The sequence below is a fragment of the Brevundimonas sp. UBA2416 genome (assembly GCF_002343105.1).
Lineage (GTDB): Bacteria > Pseudomonadota > Alphaproteobacteria > Caulobacterales > Caulobacteraceae > Brevundimonas.
The window spans coordinates 2,212-18,461 of sequence record NZ_DDRM01000037.1; the positions used below are offsets into that span (position 1 = coordinate 2,212).

Consider the following 16,250-nt stretch of genomic DNA (forward strand, 5'->3'; position numbering starts at 1 on the left):
TCGCGCTGCCGGCTCTCGATGCGGCCAGCCGGCACCTCGAGGTTCTGCTTGCGCAGCGCGTCCTCGACGTCCTGCACCGTCAGGCGGTAGGCGGCCAGCTTGTCGGGGTCGAGCCAGACGCGCATCGAGAACTTGCGGTCGCCGCCGATCTGCACGTCGGCCACGCCGGGCACGGTCTGCAGGCGCGGCTTGACGACACGGTTGATGAGGTCGGTGAGCTCCAGCGGCGACAGCGTCTCGCTGGTGTAGGCCAGCCAGATGGTGGGCGTGGCATCGGCCTCGACCTTGGCGATCACCGGTTCATCGACGGCGTCGGGCAGGCGACCGCGCACGCGCGCGACGCGGTCGCGCACCTCGGCGGCGGCGGTATCCGGGTCCTTGGTCAGGCGGAAGCGCACCGTGATCTGGCTCTGCTCGGTGCGCGAGATCGAGGTCATGATGTCGACGCCGTCGATGCCGGCGATCGAGTCCTCGAGCGGCTTGGTGACCTGCGATTCGATGACCTCGCTGGAGGCGCCGAGCAGCCGCGTGTTGACGGTGACCAGCGGCTCGTCGATGCGCGGGTACTCGCGGATCGAGAGCTGCTTGAACGACACCAGACCGACCAGGATCAGCAGCAGCGACATCACCGTCGCCAGCACGGGGCGGCGGATCGAGGTTTCGGACAGGCGCATGGGGCGGGCTCCTCGACGTCGGTCTCGGCTTCAGGCGGAAGGCATCGGTCGGCCCGTGCCGGGGCCGGAGCCGGCGCCGCCGGGTGCACTGGCGCCGCGACCTGGCGCCCCGGGTCCGCGCGGGCCGGCACCGGGACGCGAGAGGTCGATCGCACGCACCGGCGTCGTCTCGCCGCGCAGCCGGCCATGGCCGGCGGTGACGACGAGGTCACCGGCCTGCACGCCGTCCAGCAGCTCGACCTTGCCAAGCAGCCGCAGGCCCAGCTTGGCCTCGATGCGGCGCGCCTGCTGCCCGCCCTGCCCGTTGGGCTCGATCTTGAAGACGAATTGCCGGTTGCCCTGCGGCACCAGCGCCTCTTCGGGCACGACGAGCGCACCTTCGCGCACGGCAAAGACGATGCGCGGCCGCGCAAACATGCCGGGGCGCAGCACGGCGTCGGCGTTGTCGACCCGGGCACGCACCAGCAGCGAACGCCCGTTGGCGTCGACCTGCGAGTCCACCGCCTCGACCCGGCCCTTGAAACTGCGCCCGGGCACGGCGTCGACCGGCACATCGACCGGCTGGGCCACCTTCACACGCGCCAGGTAGCGCTCGGGCAGCCGGAAGTCGACCGACATCGACGACATGTCCTCGAGGTTGACGATGTCGGCGCCGTCCTTCAGGTAGTCGCCGACGCTGACCGTCTTGATGCCGGCGGTGGCGTCGAAGGGGGCCAGGATCTTCATGCGCGCCAGCTGGGCGCGCGCCAGGGCCACCTGCGCCTCGGCCACCAGCAGCGCGGCCTCGTTCTGGTCGACGGCGCTCTGCGAGACGAATCCCTGCGCCACCAGTTCACGGCTGCGCTGCAGGTTGGTGCGGGCGATCGCCGCCTGCGCCTCGGCCTGCTGCACCTGGGCGCGCTGCAGCGTGTCGTCGAGCTGCACCAGCAACTGGCCGCGCTTGACGCGCTGGCCATCGGCGAAGTTGATCTGCGCGATGCGGCCGGCCACCTCGGGGCGCAGCATCACGCCCTGGCGAGACCGCAGCGAGCCCACGGCCTGCGCGTCGTCGGTGAGGGTCAGCGCCTCGACCTTGCCCACCTCCACCGGCGCCGGACCGCCCGGTCCGCCGGGCCCTGCCGCACCACCACCGCCACCGGGCCCGCCAGCCTGGCGACCAGGCGCGGCACCCGGCGCCGGGGCGCCGGACCCCGTGCCCATGCTCGCCCCCCCTGCGACGCCGGTCGCACCCGGCGCGGCCACCTTGTTCTGCCAGTACCAGGCGCCGCCGCCAACGACAGCCAGGCCGATTGCAGCGATCACGATGTGGGTCTTCTTCGAAGGCATGCCGGAGGGTGCGGTGGGGGCAAAAGCGGATGAATGTAATGGCTACCCGTGAATCGTGTGCGCGCTTGGTTACCCCGAGGCGGCCGCGACCCCCCGGTTTGCGAGGGCGTCGGCGCGCTCGTTGCCGGGGTCGCCGGCGTGGCCCTTGACCCAGTGCCATTTCACCTCGTGACGGGTGCGGGCGGCGTCGAGGCGTTTCCACAGGTCCTCGTTCTTGACCGGCTTCTTGTCCGCCGTCTTCCAGCCGCGCGCTTTCCACGGGCCGATCCATTTGGTGATGCCGTCCATCACGTAGCGGCTGTCGGTGTGCAGATCGACGCGGCACGGCCGGGTCAGGGCCTCCAGCGCGCTGATCGCGCCCATCAGCTCCATGCGGTTGTTGGTGGTCAGCGGCTCGCCGCCCCAAAGCTCCTTCTCGTGACCCCCTCCGGTCTGCAGGATGGCGCCCCAGCCGCCGGGGCCGGGATTGCCCTTGCAGGCGCCGTCGGTGTGGATGATCACGTGACTCATGCGCGCCTCCTATCAGGTTCGCTTGGCGTCACGCCACTGAAGCGCCTATATGCAGGACCAAGATTTTGGCCGGGCAATGTCGCCCGCGCCGCTGACTGAGATGAAGCGCCATGCAACCCGGTATCTGGCAGATCCTTATCATCGCCGCCCTCGCCCTTCTGCTGTTCGGCGGGCGCGGGAAGCTGTCCGGCCTGATGGGCGATGCCGCCAAGGGCATCCGCGCCTTCCGTGACGGCCTGAAGGACAGCGACGCCGACAAGCCCCGGGATGAACGGGCGGGCACCCTGCCCCGCACCGAGGCCGAAAAAGAAGACCTGAAGTCTTAAGCCCCGTTTCGCGTCGGAGACACTGACGGATGGGTGGACTTGGCCCCGGAATCGGCGGGCTGGAAATCCTTGTGATCGGCCTGCTGGCGCTCATCGTCGTCGGACCGAAAGACCTGCCCTTGCTCCTGCGCAAGGTCGGCAGGGCCGTGGGCAAGGCGCGGGCCATGGCTGGAGAATTCCGCTCCAGCTTCGACGAGATGGCGCGGCAAGCCGAGCTCGACGAGTTGCGCAAGGAGGTCGAGGCCCTGCGTACGGGTCAGGGCCTCGTGCCGCTCGGTGCCGAGGCCGAAGCGACGTTCAAGGACATCAGCAAGGATCTGAACCGGCCACTGGAGAGTTCCGTCTCAGCCGTGCCGGGGCATGACGAATGGCCGGACAATCCGCCGGCAATGACATCCCTTCCGGCACCCGTGGACGCGCCGGCGGCGAAAAGCACACCGAAGACGCCACGCAAGCCACGCGCCAAGGCCGGGGAAGAAACCAAGGCCGAGGCTTCGGTCCCTTCCAGGCCGGCGAAAGGCCCGGCGTCGGCGGGCTCGTCGACAAAGACCACGAAGCGCGTTGCATCGACCCGCAAACCCTCCACCGGCAGGAAGGCGGCTGACCTGTGAACACGCCGGACCGCGACGAGGACGAGATCGAGGCGTCGCGCGCGCCCCTGATGGATCACCTTATCGAGCTTCGCAGCCGGCTGGTGGTCTGCGTCATCGCCTTCGTGCTCGGTTTCATCGGCTGTTTCATCGTCGCCGACCCGATTTATGTCTTCCTCGTCCAGCCGTTCGCGGTCGCCGCCCAGTTCCGCGAAGCGGCAGGCCCGGACGGCAGCGTTTCCCCCTTCGACCTCATTCTCGGGACGGCCGGCCTGGTGCCGGTGCCGCGGGGCGACGGCGAAACCGTGAACCTGATCTTCACCGCGCCTCTGGAATTCCTCATCACCAAGATGAAACTGGCGGCCTTCGGAGCGGTGGTCATCACCTTCCCCGTAATGGCCTGGCAGCTGTACCGCTTCGTCGCGCCGGGTCTCTACCGCAACGAAAAGGGGGCCTTCCTGCCCTTCCTGATCGCGGCCCCTCTGCTGTTCCTGCTGGGCGCGGCGCTGGTCTATTATGTCATGCTGCCCTTCGTCATGCTGTTCTCCCTCGGGCAGCAGATCAGCGGCGGCGGCATCTCGGCAGAGCTCCTGCCGCGGGTATCGGACTATCTGAATCTCGTGATGGCCCTGCTGCTGGCGTTCGGGCTCTGCTTCCAGTTGCCCGTGGTCATGACGCTTCTCGGGATGGCCGGAATCGTTTCGTCGAGTGCGCTCGCGGCCAGCCGGAAATACGCCATCGTGGCCATCGCGGTTGTGGCCGCCTTCGTCACGCCGCCGGACCCACTCAGCCAGATCATGCTCGGCATTCCGCTGGTGCTGCTCTACGAGGTCTCGATCTGGTGCGTGCGACTGATCGAGCTGCGGCGGAAGAAGGCCGATGCGGCCGAGGGCGTGGCCTGATCCGGGCGACGCTTCCGGACGGTTGTGCTAGGAAGATCGCATGGACGCGTCCACCCATTTCCTGAAGCCGCCGGCCGCCCGGGCCGCCGCCCTGCTGGCCCGGCTCAAGCGGGTTCCCGGCGCGCGTTACTGGGCCGCCCTGTGTCTGGTGCTGATCTCGCTCTGGGTGCGGCTGCTGCTCTCGCCGTATCTGGCCAGCGGCTATGGCTACACCTGCTTCTATCCGGGGGTGATCCTGTCCGCCTACTGGCTCGGCGCGAGGCCGGGCCTGATGGCCGCCGGGCTGTCCACGGTGATCGTCTATAATTTCATGGGGCCCGCGCCCTTCTCCTTCCCGACCGATGGCCGGGCCATGGTTTCGCTGGGCTTCTTCCTCGTCTCGTCCCTGCTGCTGATCCATGTGCTAAGCACCATCCGGGCCCGGCTGAACACCCTGACCACCAGACATGCCCAGGTCGAAGCCCTGGCCATGGGTCAGGCCGAACTGTTCCGTGACCACGCCCAGCGCACCACCGACCATCTGCAGCTCATCTCGGCCATCCTGCAGCTCCGGGCCCGTGAGGAAGCCGATCCGTTCGTTTCCCGGGTGCTCACCAACGCCGCCTCGCGCACCCTGGTGATCTCGCGAACGCACCGGGAGTTCACCGGCGGCGGCGACCGCTACATCCCGTTCGAGGCCTTCGCCCGCAAACTGGTCGAGGCCGCCGCGGCCCGGGGCGGCGTGCCGTCCGCCCGCGTCAGCATCGCCGTCGGCGCCAGGGACGTGCCGCTTGAGCAGGCCACCTCGCTGGGACTGGTCCTGCTCGAGTATCTGAACACGCTGAAGGCCCAGCGCGGCGCCGTGGCCCTCGCCGTCACCCTGGACGAAGACGGTCAGGAGCGATCCCTGAACCTCGTCGTGACCGACGGTGAAGGGCCTGCGCCTGCAGACATGCCGCTGTTCGAGGCGATCACCGAACAGCTGGGCGGCCGCTTGCTGATCACCCGGGGCGCCGCGGGCGGTAGCGTGCGCATCACCTTCCCGGTCGAGATCAAGGCTGCGGACCTCTGGAACCCGGTGGCGGTCAGCCTGCACTAGGCGGAACAAGGGCCGAGCGTGGCCGTTTGCACCTGGTTCCCATTCAGGAGTCCGCCCATGACCATCCGCCACACGCTCACCACCGTCGCCGCTTTCGGCGCCATCGCCTTCGCCACCACAGCCTGCACGCCGGCCGCCGACACTTCCGACGCCGACCGCGACACCGACACCACGACCATCATCGAGCGTGAGGTTCCGGCCGCCCCCGTGGTCATCGAGCGTGAAGTCGCCGTCCCGTCGCCGCCCGTCGTCATCGAAAGCGACCGCCGCGATGACAGCACCACCGTCCGCGCCGGCCGTGACGGCATCGAGGTCGAGACGACCAACCGCTAGAACGCAGTCCGTAGAGAAACGCCGGACGGCTTGCCGTCCGGCGTTCGTCTAGAACATCAGGGTGATCGCGTTCCCGAAATTGTGCAGGACAGCCGGGAGCAGGACGCTTCGGGTCCGCAAGACCAGCCACACGCCGATAAAGGATGGGACGGCGGTCAGGGCCATCGTCAACGGATCGAACGAGAACTGACCCTCCGAGAAGCCGAAGGCGTGGGCCAGTCCGAACATGACGCAGGACAACAGCGCGCCCCATCCCCAGTCCACACCCAGGAATCTCCACCGGCCGAGGAAGGCGCGGTCGAGGGCGAAGAGCAGGGTCCCGCGATAGAAGGCTTCCTCCTCCAGCCCCGGCATGGTCAGCTGGAAGGCTATCGTTTCCGCCGTCGCGGGCGAAGACGGAAACGCCACGGCGAGCCCCGCGAAGAAGGCCATATAGACCAGCACGACGGGTATCGCTGATTTCAGACTGCCAGCGGCCTGGACGAGAGTCAGCCCGGATCGCCGCCAGCCGAAGGCCGGCAAGGAGGCGATAATCAGGGTTGCGGCCAGCGCCAGGATCTTGCCCTGCCAGTTCCACGCGCTTTGCGGGAGCAGATCCGGAATGAGGCCGTAGCCGTTGGTCAGCATGGCGTCATTGACGACGGCGAGCGCCACGGCGACCAGCAGCCAGCGCAACGAGAACCCGCGCCGACTCAACAAGCCAAACGCTCCGCCCGCCAGGAGCAGGATCGTCCCCCCGCCCAATGTGGCCACCATGCTGTCCATGCGTCGATCTCCTTCGCTATCGAAGGCGGCTGACTAGAGGGCGCCCGGGGGGCGCGCTTCTCAGGAGTCGGCTAATCGTTCCTCAGAATCGGGCGGGCTTCCGTCGGCTCGTTGGTCGGCGCCAGAGCCCTCTGCCGGAAAACGCTGGGCGGGCAGGACTCGAGATCCTGGAAGACACGGTTGAATGACGCCAGCGACGAGAAGCCGCTGTCCATGGCGACGGTGATCAGCTTGTCGTGGCGGCGTGCGGGATCGGTCAGCCGGCGGCGCGCCTCGATCATCCGATGGCTGTTCAGGAAGGTCCGGGAATGGTCATGGCCGAGCTGCTGGTTGATCAGTCGGCGCACCGTGCGGTCCGGCGCGCCCATCAGGGAAACGAAGCGGTCAAAGGTGAGGTCGGGATCAAGGTGGACCTGGTCGACCTCGACCAGCACTCGCAGCCGCTCCCTCAAACGGTCCGCCTCCGGCGAGGGGGCGGGCGGCGCCGGCCCGCGGTCGATCCCCGACCCGACGGCGTAGGGCAGCGGTCGCGTCAGCAGACCGAACTGCAGATGCAGGAGCCAGCCGGTGAAGGCCAGCAGGGTGGCATTCTGCAGAATGCTGAACCCATGGGGCTGCCAGTCGAAACCCATGACGACGTCGATGATGAGGTCGGCGAAAAGCTGCCCGCCCAGCAAAAGGACGACGAGGACACGGGCCTTGCGGCGTTCGTCTATCAGGTCGCCCGGGCGGTCGTGGATCAGCCGCCACGCCAGATGGGCGACCATGCCGAAGCCGAGGGCGATCAGCAGCCAGGACAGTCCGGCGCCGGCGAGCGCCTCTCCGAACATGCCCCGGTCCACGGCCGCGATAGCGATCCAGGCGACGCCGGTGGCGAGGACCGGACCACGCGGCCGGAACGTTCGGTCGAAGACGGACAGGCAGAACCACCAGAGGAAGACGGCCGCGAAACCGCTCAGCAGCCGCGAGACCTCACCCACCAGACCACTCAGACGAAGGGCTGCATCCGGCGTATTGCCAGCGAGAAAACCGCACAGGCAGACGGCGAGAGGGAGAAAGAACAGGCCTCTTCGCCGTTGCCTCCGAACGACCAGCAACGCGGCCGCCGTCAGCAGCAGGGTCGCGCCGGCGACCCGCACGATGACGTCGATCTCCTCGGGTGTCATTGCGCCAGCCTAGCGGCCGGCCCACGATCGGGACAAGGGAGCCACCACCCCCGGCGGCAAGAAAAAGGCCCCGGACGGCGAACCGTCCGGGGCCATTCTCATTGGGTCAGCCGCCGATCAGCAGCTGTAGTACATGTCGAATTCGACGGGGTGCGGGTGCAGTTGCAGGCGCATCACCTCTTCCATCTTCAGCTCGATGTAGCTGTCGATGAAGTCGTCATCCATGACGCCGCCCTTCTTGAGGAAGGCGCGGTCCTTGTCGAGGCTGTCGAGCGCTTCTTTCAGCGAGCCGCAGACCTCGGGGATCGAGCCGCGCTCTTCCGGCGGCAGATCGTAGAGGTTCTTGTCGGCCGGCGCGCCCGGATCGATGCGGTTCTCGATGCCGTCGAGGCCGGCCATCAGCAGGGCGACGAAGGTCAGGTAGGGGTTGCCCATCGGATCGGGGAAGCGGGCTTCGATACGCTTGGCCTTGGGCGAATTGACCCACGGAATCCGGATCGAGGCCGAGCGGTTGCGGGCCGAATAGGCCAGCTTGACCGGGGCTTCATAGCCGGGGACCAGGCGCTTGTAGGAGTTGGTCGTCGAGTTGGCGAAGGCGTTGATGGCCTTGGCGTGTTTGATGATGCCGCCGATGTACCAGAGGCAGAGGTCCGACAGGCCGGCGTATTTGTCACCCGCGAACAGCGGCTTGCCGTCACGCCAGATCGACTGGTGAACATGCATGCCCGAACCGTTGTCGCCGAAGGTCGGCTTGGCCATGAAGGTGGCCGACTTGCCGTAGGCGGCGGCGACATTGTGGATGACGTATTTGTAGAGCTGCAGACGGTCGGCCATGGTCAGCAGGTCGCTGAACTTCAGGCCCAGTTCGTGCTGGGCCGGGGCGACCTCATGGTGATGCTTCTCGGGCTGCATGCCCAGATCGCGCATCACACCCAGCATTTCGCCGCGCAGGTCCTGGGCGCTGTCGGTCGGGTTGACCGGGAAATAGCCGCCCTTGTGAGTGGGGCGGTGGCCCATATTGCCTTCGGAGTATTCGGCGCCCGTGTTGGCCGGCAACTCGATCGAGTCATAGGTGTAGCCGGTATCGTGCGGAGCGGTGCTCCAGCGCACGTCGTCGAAGATGAAGAACTCGGCTTCCGGGCCGAAGAAGACGGTGTCGCCCACGCCCGAGGACTGCACATAGGCCAGGGCCTTCTTGGCCATCGAGCGGCTGTCGCGGTTGTAGGGCTCGCCGGTGTCGGGGTTCAGCACGTCGCAGAACAGGAACATCGTGGTCTGCTGGTAGAAGGGGTCGATCCAGTAGCCGTTCAGGTCCGGCTTCAGAAGCATGTCGGACTCATTGATCGCCTTCCAGCCGGCGATCGAGGAGCCGTCGAACATGGTCCCCTCTTCGAGGAACTCTTCATCGACCAGGTCGATGTCGAAGGTGACGTGCTGCATCCGCCCCTTGGTGTCGGTGAAACGGAGATCGACGTATTTGACGTCCTTCTCCTTGATATCCTTAAGAATCTTGCCGGCGCTCATGTCTTGTGGATCCTGTCTGGCGGGGGAGGAAGAAAAACGGCCGCGCCTTGCGGAACGGCCGATGGATGGGTTGGCTAGACGGCCTGGGCGCCGGATTCGCCGGTGCGGATGCGGATGACGTCAAGGACGTCGGAGATAAAGATCTTGCCGTCGCCGATCTTGCCGGTGCGCGCGGCGGCCTGGATGGCGTCGACGACCGAATTGACCATGTCGTCGGGAACCACCACCTCGATCTTGATCTTGGGAAGGAAGTCGATGACGTATTCGGCTCCGCGGTAGAGTTCGGAATGACCCTTCTGGCGACCATATCCCTTGGCTTCCAGGACAGTCATGCCCTGCACGCCCGCGTCCTGCAGCGCTTCTTTTACTTCATCCAGCTTGAAGGGCTTGATGACGGCTTCAATCTTTTTCATCGGCGATCCCAGGCGGGCCATATCGTGCCGCACACTTGGACAGCAAAGGGACATTGCATTGCACAATAAGGCAAGCGTTTTTCGTCCGGAGTCGCCATCCGTGAACGGACACAGGCCGGCATGACCCGGCCCGCCCTGCCCGACTGGCGCGCGGCCCTGCCCTGGCCGGGGGTGGATGCGCACAAACACGCGCGCGGACGGCTGGGCGTGGTGTCCGGCAAGGCGAACCAGACGGGCGCGGCGCGGCTGGCGGCGAGAGCGGGCCTGAGGATCGGCGCCGGCGTGGTGCGCATCCTGTGCCCGCCGGATGCGGCGGCCGTGATCGCGCCGGCGATCGAGGCGATAATGCTGACCCCGTTCGGCTCTGAGGAGGCCCTTTCGGAGGCGGCCGCGAACCTGGACGCCGTCGTGATCGGCCCGGCGGCCGGGATCAATGACGCCACCCGGGCCAATGTCCGCGCCCTGGCCGAAACCGGGGTGGCGATGGTGGTGGACGCCGACGGGCTGACGGTGTTCGAGGGTTGGCCCACCGACCTGTTCGAGGTGCTGGACCGCGACGACGTCCTGACGCCGCACGAGGGCGAGTTCCGACGGCTGTTTCCCGGTCTGCTGGACTTGGGCCGCGAGGCGGCGGCCGCGGAGGCGGCGAAGCGGGCGGGCGCGGTTGTGGTTCTGAAGGGCGCGGCGACGGTAATCGCAGCACCGGACGGGCGGCTGGGCGTAAACGACAATGGTACGCCCTGGCTGGCAACGGCGGGCAGCGGCGATGTGCTGGCGGGGATGATCGCCGGGCTGATGGCCCAGCGTATGGACAGCTTCGACGCGGCGCGTGCCGCCGTCTGGATGCATGCGGAGGTCGCGCGGGGTTTCGGGCCCGGGCTGACCGCGGAGGATCTGCCGGACCGGATTCCGGCGGTGCTGGCGGCGCTTTATTCACAGGCCGGCTGACCGCGACCCCTCGCAAGGTTCAAATTGTCGCCGAAGCGGCCTATTCCGACGCAACCCCGCCGGAGCTCTGTCTTGTTGATTGTCCTGTCCCCGGCCAAACGGCTGGATTTCACCGAACCTGATCCCGCCCTGCCCGCCACAGAGCGGCGCTTCCTTGAGGACACCGCGTCCCTGGCGCGAACGGCGCGGGGCCGCACGGTGGCCGAACTCCGCCGGCTGATGAGCCTTTCCGACGATCTGGCGCGGCTGAACCGCGAGCGGTTCCAGGCCTTCGATCCGGACTCGACCGAAGGGGTGCAGGCGGCCTTCGCCTTCGCCGGCGACGTCTATGAGGGGCTGAAGGCGCGGGAGCTCGATGCCGCCGGGCTGGCCTTCGCCCAGGAGCATGTGCGGATCCTGTCGGGCCTGTACGGCCTGCTGCGGCCGCTGGACCGCATCCAGCCCTATCGCCTTGAGATGGGGACGCGGCTGAAAACCCGGCGCGGGTCCAGCCTGTACGACTTCTGGGGCGACCGGATCGCCAGACAACTGAACGCCGATGCCGAAGGTCAGGACCAGCGGGTGCTGGTGAACCTGGCCAGCCAGGAATATTTCGGCGCCGTCGACGCCCGGGCGCTGAACCTGCCTGTGGTCACGCCGCAGTTCCGGGAATCGAAGGACGGCGAGAGCCGGATCATCTCCTTCTTCGCCAAGAAGGCGCGCGGCGGCATGACCCGGTTCGCCATCGATGAGCGGATCGAGAAGGCTGAAGACCTCAAGGCCTTCGACCGCGACGGCTATCGCTTTGACAAGGCGGCCTCGAGCGAGACAGAGTGGATATTCATCAGATCGGGAAATTAATCCCGACTGTCGCCTTCGCAACCGCGAACGGCTAGGCTGGCGACACAAGACGGACGAACGGACGAGACCCCTATGTTCCAATGGCCCAAACGCGGCGACGGCTCAGAGACAGCAAGAGAGCCCTTCCGCGACATAGGCGACCTGAAGGGTCAGGTGGCGGTGATCTCGGGCTCGACCTCGGGCATCGGCCTGGCCTTCGCCCGCGCCATTGCCTCGCGCGGCGGCGATGTGGTGCTGAACGGCCTGGGCGACCCGTCCGAGATCGAACGCACCCGATCGGAGCTTGAGGCCAGCTGCGGCGTGCAGGTGCGCTATCACGCCGCCAACATGCTGCGCGGCGACGAGGTCGCGGACATGGTGGCCTATGGCAAACACCAGCTGGGCCGGGTCGACATCCTGATCAACAACGCCGGCGTCCAGCACGTCGAGGCGGTCGAGAAATTCCCGTCCGACAAATGGGAACAGATCATCGCCATCAACCTGTCCTCGACCTTCTATGCCACCCGCGCCGCCATCCCGATCATGAAGGCCCAGGGCCGCGGCCGGATCATCAACGTCGCCTCGGCCCACGGCCTCGTCGCCAGCCCGTTCAAGTCCGCCTATGTCGCGGCCAAACACGGCGTGATCGGCTTCACCAAGACCGTGGCGCTGGAAGTCGCCCAGGACGGCATCACCTGCAACGCCCTCTGCCCCGGCTTCGTCGAGACGCCCATCGTCGAGAAGCAGATCGCCGACCAGGCCCGCACGCGCGGGATGTCGAAAGAGGCGGTGTTGAAGGACGTCATCCTCGGTTCGCAGCCGACGAAGCGGTTCGTCACGACCGATGAGCTGACCGGGATGATGCTGTATCTGGTCAGCGACCTGGGGGCGTCGGCCAATGGCGCCAGCTTCTCGATCGACGGCGGGTGGACGGCGCAGTAGCGCCTACCCCACAAACCCCGCCGCCCGCCTCAGCCGGTCATTGATCGCCTCGCCGAGCCCCTGCGTCGGGACGGGCGACACCGCGATCCCCGCCGGCTTCTCGCGGTCCGCTTCTCTCAGTCGCCGGAACAGATTGGCCGCCGCCTCGCGCAGGTCGCCGGAGGGGCTCAGGCTCCAGCGGAGGGCGCCGACGCCGGGGCCGAAGCCGAGGAGGATTTCGCCGGGGCGCGCCTCTCTAGCCTCGATCCGCACCGGTGCGTCCGGCGCATAGTGCAACGCCATCCGGCCCGGCGAACGATGCCCCTCCCCGCCCCGGTCCAGCGGGCCGACAACGGCTTCGATTTCCTCGCGGGTGACCGAGCCTGGGCGCAGCAGGGCGACGCGGCCGTCCAGCACGGACACCACCGTGCTCTCCACCCCCACGGCGCAATCGCCGCCGTCGATGGCCGCCGCGGCGAAGGCGCCCGTCTCTTCCACTGCGTCGGCGAAGGTGGTGGGGCTGGGGCGGCCTGAACGGTTGGCGGAGGGGGCGACGACGGGGCGGCCGAAGGCGGCTATGACGGCGCGGGCGCGGGCGTGGCCGGGCACGCGGACGGCGACGCTGTCCAGTCCCGCGCGGGCCAGGTCGCAGACACGGTCGCGATCCCGGACCGGGGCCACGATCGTCAGCGGACCGGGCCAGAAGGCCTCGGCGAGGGCGCGGGCGCGTCCGTCGAACACGGCGATGGTCTCGGCCTGCACGGCGTCTGCGACATGGGCGATCAGGGGATTGAAGCGCGGCCGGCCCTTGGCCTCGAAGATGGCGGCCACGGCGACCGCGTTGCCGGCGTCGGCGGCGAGGCCATAGACGGTCTCGGTCGGAAGGATGACGAGGCCACCGTCGGCGAGAGCGCGGGCGGCCTCGGCGTCGGACACAGTCAGGCGCGGCGCGCCTGGAGCGCCACCCGCACTGTCACCTGCCGTCCGACCAGCCTGTTCCAAGGCCCCGATGTCCCTATGCCGAAATCCGCGCGATTCAGGACGAACGCGCCCGTCAGATGCGCCCGGTCGCCGGTCACGTGCAAGTCCACGGGGAAGGCGAGCGGCCGGGTCACCCCCTTCATCGTCACCACCGCATGGGCGGTATAGCGGTCCCCTCCGGCCGGTTCGAGCGACCTCAGATCGAACCGGATCACCGGATGTCGAGCGGCGTCGAGGAAGGCCGGGCCGGTGGCGCGCTCCGAGATCGCGGCCGGCGACATGGTCAGTGAGGCCGACCGGACGACGATCATGGCCCGGGTCCGGTCGGGATCGGCGGGGTCGAAGAGAATGTCGCCGCCCCAGTCCGAAAAGCGGCCGCGGTGCGACCCGCCAAAGGCCTGAACGGTCATTTCGATCCGGGAAGCGTTCCGATCGACGGTCCAGGCGATCTCTCTCGCGCCCGTCAGGGTCAGCAGCGCCAGGGCCGCAAGGGCGAGGACCGCCGGACGCTTCATGGCCGGCGAGGTATCCACGGGATCATCCGGTGCAGGACGTTGTCGCGATCGACGAAATGATGCTTCAGCGCGCCGCCGATATGCAGGGCGATCAGGACATAGAGCGCCTTGGCCCCCAGTTCGTGGATGTCCATCAGCTGTCCCGCCAGTTCGCGCCCGCCGCCGATCGGCAGCGCCGGCCACTCGAAAAGACCAAACCAGATGATGTCGCGACCGGCCGCGGACGAAGCGGCCCAGCCACCCAGCGGCATGCCGATCAGGACGACGTAGAACAACACATGGGTCCCCCGCGCCAGCAGCTTCTGCCAGCGCGGCATGGGTTCCGGCAGGGGAATGGCCGGATTGGCGACGCGCCAGCCGATACGCGCCAGGGTGAGGACAAGAATGCCGAGGCCGACGGACTTGTGAATATTCAGCAGGGTTCGGGCGAATTCCCCCTCGGTCTCGTCGCGGACCATGATCAGCGCCACCTGCACAACCACCAGGGCGGCGATCAACCAGTGCAGGTACAGCGAGACGGACGAATAACGGTTGCGTGGTTCAGCCATGGTCCCTCACCCGTCCGAGGCATCCAGACTGGACCAGCGCGGGCCGGACGCCAAGGGCCGCGCTTGCATACCGTCGGGGCAAGGCGGCATGAACGCGGATCAATCCGCCAGCAAGGCCCGCTCCCTATGACCTACCGCGCCCCCGTCCGTGATCTCGCCTTCACCCTGCAGGCCGTGGCGGGCATCGACCGTGTCGCGGCCACCGGCGCCTTCCCCGACTATGACGCCGACCTTATGGGCGCCGTGCTCGAGGCGGCGGCCCAGTTTTCGGAGGGCGTGCTGGCCCCGCTGAACCGGATCGGCGACCAGAAGGGTTCGACCTGGGCCGATGGCGAGGTCACCTCAGCGCCGGGCTTCGCCGACGCCTATCGGCAGTTCGCCGAGGGCGGCTGGACCGGCCTGTCCGCCCCCGCCCACGCCGGCGGCCAGAACCTGCCCAAGGCGCTTGAGCTGGCAGCCTATGAGACGGTGCACGCGGCCAATATGGCCTTCGGCCTGTGCCCCATGCTGTCGCTGGCGGCGATCGAGGCGCTGGAGGCCCACGGCACGCCGTCGCAGAAGGAGATCTATCTTTCCAGACTGGTCAGCGGCGAGTGGACCGGGGCCATGGTGCTGACCGAGCCGGGCGCGGGGTCGGATCTCGGCGCCCTGACCGCAACGGCGACCCCGAACGGCGACGGGACCTACGCCCTGCACGGCCAGAAGATCTTCATCACCTGGGGCGACCACGACGCCACGGACAACATCGTCCACATGGTGCTGGCCCGACTGCCCGATGCGCCCGCGGGGCCCAAGGGGATCAGCCTGTTCCTCGCCTCCAAATTCCTGCTGAACGAGGACGGCTCGCTCGGCGCCCGCAACGGCTTCCGCGCCGTAGGGGTCGAGCACAAGCTGGGCATCCACGCCTCCCCGACCTGTGTCATGTCCTATGAGGGCGCGACCGCCGAACTGGTTGGCCAGCCCAACCAGGGCCTCGCCCATATGTTCGTGATGATGAACGCCGCCCGCCTCGCCGTCGGGGTCGAGGGCGTCGGCATCGCCGAGCGGGCCTGGCAGCACGCCCTCGCCTACGCCCGCGACCGGCGGCAGGGTCGCTCGGCCTGGACCGGCGAGGCCAACGCCCCGATCGTCGACCATCCCGATGTGCGCCGCATGCTGGCGGTGATGAAGGCCAAGATCGCCGCCGCCCGCGCCATCTGCCTGTCGACCGGCGTGGCCGCTGATCTGGCGAAGCACGCCGCCACGGAAGAGGATCGCCGCCGCTGGAAGGGCCGCGAGGACCTGTTCACCCCCATCGCCAAGGCATGGTCCACCGATGTCGGCTGCGACGTCGCCTCGCTGGGCGTGCAGATCCACGGCGGCATGGGCTTCATCGAGGAGACCGGCGCCGCCCAGTACTATCGCGACGCCCGCATCGCCCCGATCTATGAGGGCACCAACGGCATCCAGGCCATGGATCTGGTCGGCCGCAAGCTGTCGCAGGACGGCGGCCAGTCGGCGCGCGACCTGATCTCCGACATGAAGGCGACCCTGGCCATCCTGCCGCGGCTGTATTCCGGCAAGCCGGTTGAGGCCTTCGCCGAGGGGGTGGCGGCCGTCGAGACGGCCTCAGACTGGCTGATGGAACGCAAGGGAGCCGCCGACGGAGCCGCCGATGTGCTGGCGGCCGCCGATGCCTATCTGAAACTGGTCGGCGACGTCACGGGTGGCTGGATGCTGGCCCTCGGCGCCCTGTACGCCCGCGACCAGCTTGACGGCGGTCAGGGGGACCCGGCCTGGCTGGAAGGCAAGATCACCCTGTACGAAATCTATGCCGCCAATGTGCTGGCCGGCGCAGCGGGCCGCATGACCGCCGTGCTTCAGGGCGGAGCGCTGCTGGAGCGGATGGGCGCGGACGTACTGGCGGGCTGA

At 68.0% G+C, this 16,250-nt stretch carries 19 protein-coding genes; 9 read left to right on the forward strand and 10 right to left on the reverse strand.

What is annotated here, in order from left to right:
- The 3 genes from B3E43_RS11400 to rnhA form a co-directional block, all read right to left on the reverse strand.
- A partial coding sequence (locus B3E43_RS11400; RefSeq protein ID WP_292029548.1) for an efflux RND transporter permease subunit occupies nt 1-674 on the reverse strand: 674 nt, incomplete at its 3' end.
- Between the two features lie 30 nt (nt 675-704).
- Nucleotides 705-1,976: an efflux RND transporter periplasmic adaptor subunit gene (locus B3E43_RS11405; RefSeq protein WP_292029551.1), complete on the reverse strand. Its 1,272-nt coding sequence runs from the start codon at nt 1,974-1,976 to the stop codon at nt 705-707.
- Nucleotides 1,977-2,069: 93 nt separating this feature from the next.
- Nucleotides 2,070-2,510 carry a ribonuclease HI gene (rnhA, locus tag B3E43_RS11410; RefSeq protein WP_292029553.1) on the reverse strand — a complete coding sequence of 147 codons (441 nt, stop codon included), beginning with the start codon at nt 2,508-2,510 and terminating at the stop codon, nt 2,070-2,072.
- A 110-nt stretch (nt 2,511-2,620) separates the two neighbouring features.
- Between rnhA and B3E43_RS11415 the strand changes: the two genes are divergently transcribed.
- From B3E43_RS11415 to B3E43_RS11435, 5 genes are all read left to right on the forward strand, one after another.
- Complete coding sequence (locus B3E43_RS11415; protein WP_292029555.1) at nt 2,621-2,836, forward strand: twin-arginine translocase TatA/TatE family subunit; 216 nt, start codon at nt 2,621-2,623, stop codon at nt 2,834-2,836.
- Between the two features lie 71 nt (nt 2,837-2,907).
- Nucleotides 2,908-3,447: a Sec-independent protein translocase protein TatB gene (tatB, locus tag B3E43_RS11420; RefSeq protein ID WP_414631355.1), complete on the forward strand. Its 540-nt coding sequence runs from the start codon at nt 2,908-2,910 to the stop codon at nt 3,445-3,447.
- Nucleotides 3,444-4,328 carry a twin-arginine translocase subunit TatC gene (gene tatC / locus B3E43_RS11425; protein ID WP_292029559.1) on the forward strand — a complete coding sequence of 295 codons (885 nt, stop codon included), beginning with the start codon at nt 3,444-3,446 and terminating at the stop codon, nt 4,326-4,328. The genes tatB and tatC overlap by 4 nt, the downstream gene beginning before the upstream one ends.
- Before the next feature lie 40 nt (nt 4,329-4,368).
- Nucleotides 4,369-5,406, forward strand: coding sequence for a DUF4118 domain-containing protein (locus tag B3E43_RS11430; protein ID WP_292029561.1), 1,038 nt, complete (start codon nt 4,369-4,371; stop codon nt 5,404-5,406).
- Between the two features lie 57 nt (nt 5,407-5,463).
- On the forward strand, nt 5,464-5,739 hold the full coding sequence (locus B3E43_RS11435) for a hypothetical protein (RefSeq protein WP_292029563.1): 276 nt from the start codon (nt 5,464-5,466) through the stop codon (nt 5,737-5,739).
- Between the two features lie 48 nt (nt 5,740-5,787).
- Here B3E43_RS11435 and B3E43_RS11440 read toward each other — a convergent pair whose 3' ends face one another.
- The 4 genes from B3E43_RS11440 to B3E43_RS11455 all read right to left on the reverse strand — a co-directional run bounded on the left by B3E43_RS11440 (nt 5,788) and on the right by B3E43_RS11455 (nt 9,607).
- A complete protein-coding gene (locus B3E43_RS11440; protein ID WP_292029564.1) occupies nt 5,788-6,504 on the reverse strand; it encodes a CPBP family intramembrane glutamic endopeptidase, BDIM_20840 family in 717 nt (238 codons plus the stop codon).
- Between the two features lie 71 nt (nt 6,505-6,575).
- Nucleotides 6,576-7,670: an AraC family transcriptional regulator gene (locus B3E43_RS11445; protein WP_292029565.1), complete on the reverse strand. Its 1,095-nt coding sequence runs from the start codon at nt 7,668-7,670 to the stop codon at nt 6,576-6,578.
- Between the two features lie 117 nt (nt 7,671-7,787).
- A complete protein-coding gene (gene glnA / locus B3E43_RS11450; RefSeq protein WP_292029568.1) occupies nt 7,788-9,194 on the reverse strand; it encodes a type I glutamate--ammonia ligase in 1,407 nt (468 codons plus the stop codon).
- A gap of 74 nt (nt 9,195-9,268) precedes the next feature.
- The gene (locus B3E43_RS11455) at nt 9,269-9,607 is read right to left on the reverse strand and encodes a P-II family nitrogen regulator (protein ID WP_292029569.1); all 339 of its coding nucleotides are present in this window, start codon (nt 9,605-9,607) and stop codon (nt 9,269-9,271) included.
- A gap of 120 nt (nt 9,608-9,727) precedes the next feature.
- On the opposite strand from B3E43_RS11455, the gene B3E43_RS11460 reads away from it, so the two are divergent.
- The 3 genes from B3E43_RS11460 to B3E43_RS11470 all read left to right on the forward strand — a co-directional run bounded on the left by B3E43_RS11460 (nt 9,728) and on the right by B3E43_RS11470 (nt 12,316).
- Nucleotides 9,728-10,555, forward strand: coding sequence for an NAD(P)H-hydrate dehydratase (locus B3E43_RS11460; protein WP_292029571.1), 828 nt, complete (start codon nt 9,728-9,730; stop codon nt 10,553-10,555).
- Nucleotides 10,556-10,627: 72 nt separating this feature from the next.
- Nucleotides 10,628-11,395: a peroxide stress protein YaaA gene (gene yaaA / locus B3E43_RS11465; protein WP_292029572.1), complete on the forward strand. Its 768-nt coding sequence runs from the start codon at nt 10,628-10,630 to the stop codon at nt 11,393-11,395.
- Nucleotides 11,396-11,467: 72 nt separating this feature from the next.
- Nucleotides 11,468-12,316 (forward strand): 3-hydroxybutyrate dehydrogenase, encoded by an 849-nt coding sequence (locus B3E43_RS11470; RefSeq protein ID WP_292029573.1) that lies wholly within the window; start codon nt 11,468-11,470, stop codon nt 12,314-12,316.
- A gap of 3 nt (nt 12,317-12,319) precedes the next feature.
- Here B3E43_RS11470 and B3E43_RS11475 read toward each other — a convergent pair whose 3' ends face one another.
- Genes B3E43_RS11475 through B3E43_RS11485 form a run of 3 tightly spaced genes read right to left on the reverse strand, consistent with a single transcriptional unit; the run spans nt 12,320 to nt 14,339 of the window.
- Nucleotides 12,320-13,237, reverse strand: coding sequence for an L-threonylcarbamoyladenylate synthase (locus B3E43_RS11475; RefSeq protein ID WP_414631357.1), 918 nt, complete (start codon nt 13,235-13,237; stop codon nt 12,320-12,322).
- The gene (locus B3E43_RS11480; protein WP_292029576.1) at nt 13,234-13,809 is read right to left on the reverse strand and encodes a YceI family protein; all 576 of its coding nucleotides are present in this window, start codon (nt 13,807-13,809) and stop codon (nt 13,234-13,236) included. Before B3E43_RS11480 ends, B3E43_RS11475 begins: the two co-directional genes overlap by 4 nt.
- Entirely contained in the window at nt 13,788-14,339 is a 552-nt protein-coding gene (locus B3E43_RS11485) for a cytochrome b (RefSeq protein WP_292029580.1), read from the reverse strand. The genes B3E43_RS11480 and B3E43_RS11485 overlap by 22 nt, the downstream gene beginning before the upstream one ends.
- Nucleotides 14,340-14,465: 126 nt before the next feature.
- On the opposite strand from B3E43_RS11485, the gene B3E43_RS11490 reads away from it, so the two are divergent.
- Complete coding sequence (locus B3E43_RS11490; RefSeq protein ID WP_292029581.1) at nt 14,466-16,250, forward strand: acyl-CoA dehydrogenase; 1,785 nt, start codon at nt 14,466-14,468, stop codon at nt 16,248-16,250.

Bases quoted from the DNA above. Each gene is read 5' to 3' on its own strand.
- B3E43_RS11415 (WP_292029555.1), top strand. From the start codon at position 2,621: ATGCAACCCGGTATCTGGCAGATCCTTATCATCGCCGCCCTCGCCCTT.
- B3E43_RS11445 (WP_292029565.1), bottom strand. From the start codon at position 7,670: ATGACACCCGAGGAGATCGACGTCATCGTGCGGGTCGCCGGCGCGACC.
- B3E43_RS11470 (WP_292029573.1), top strand. From the start codon at position 11,468: ATGTTCCAATGGCCCAAACGCGGCGACGGCTCAGAGACAGCAAGAGAG.
- B3E43_RS11485 (WP_292029580.1), bottom strand. From the start codon at position 14,339: ATGGCTGAACCACGCAACCGTTATTCGTCCGTCTCGCTGTACCTGCAC.
- glnA (WP_292029568.1), bottom strand. From the start codon at position 9,194: ATGAGCGCCGGCAAGATTCTTAAGGATATCAAGGAGAAGGACGTCAAA.
- B3E43_RS11490 (WP_292029581.1), top strand. From the start codon at position 14,466: ATGACCTACCGCGCCCCCGTCCGTGATCTCGCCTTCACCCTGCAGGCC.
- B3E43_RS11435 (WP_292029563.1), top strand. From the start codon at position 5,464: ATGACCATCCGCCACACGCTCACCACCGTCGCCGCTTTCGGCGCCATC.
- B3E43_RS11430 (WP_292029561.1), top strand. From the start codon at position 4,369: ATGGACGCGTCCACCCATTTCCTGAAGCCGCCGGCCGCCCGGGCCGCC.
- B3E43_RS11455 (WP_292029569.1), bottom strand. From the start codon at position 9,607: ATGAAAAAGATTGAAGCCGTCATCAAGCCCTTCAAGCTGGATGAAGTA.
- B3E43_RS11460 (WP_292029571.1), top strand. From the start codon at position 9,728: ATGACCCGGCCCGCCCTGCCCGACTGGCGCGCGGCCCTGCCCTGGCCG.
- B3E43_RS11440 (WP_292029564.1), bottom strand. From the start codon at position 6,504: ATGGACAGCATGGTGGCCACATTGGGCGGGGGGACGATCCTGCTCCTG.
- rnhA (WP_292029553.1), bottom strand. From the start codon at position 2,510: ATGAGTCACGTGATCATCCACACCGACGGCGCCTGCAAGGGCAATCCC.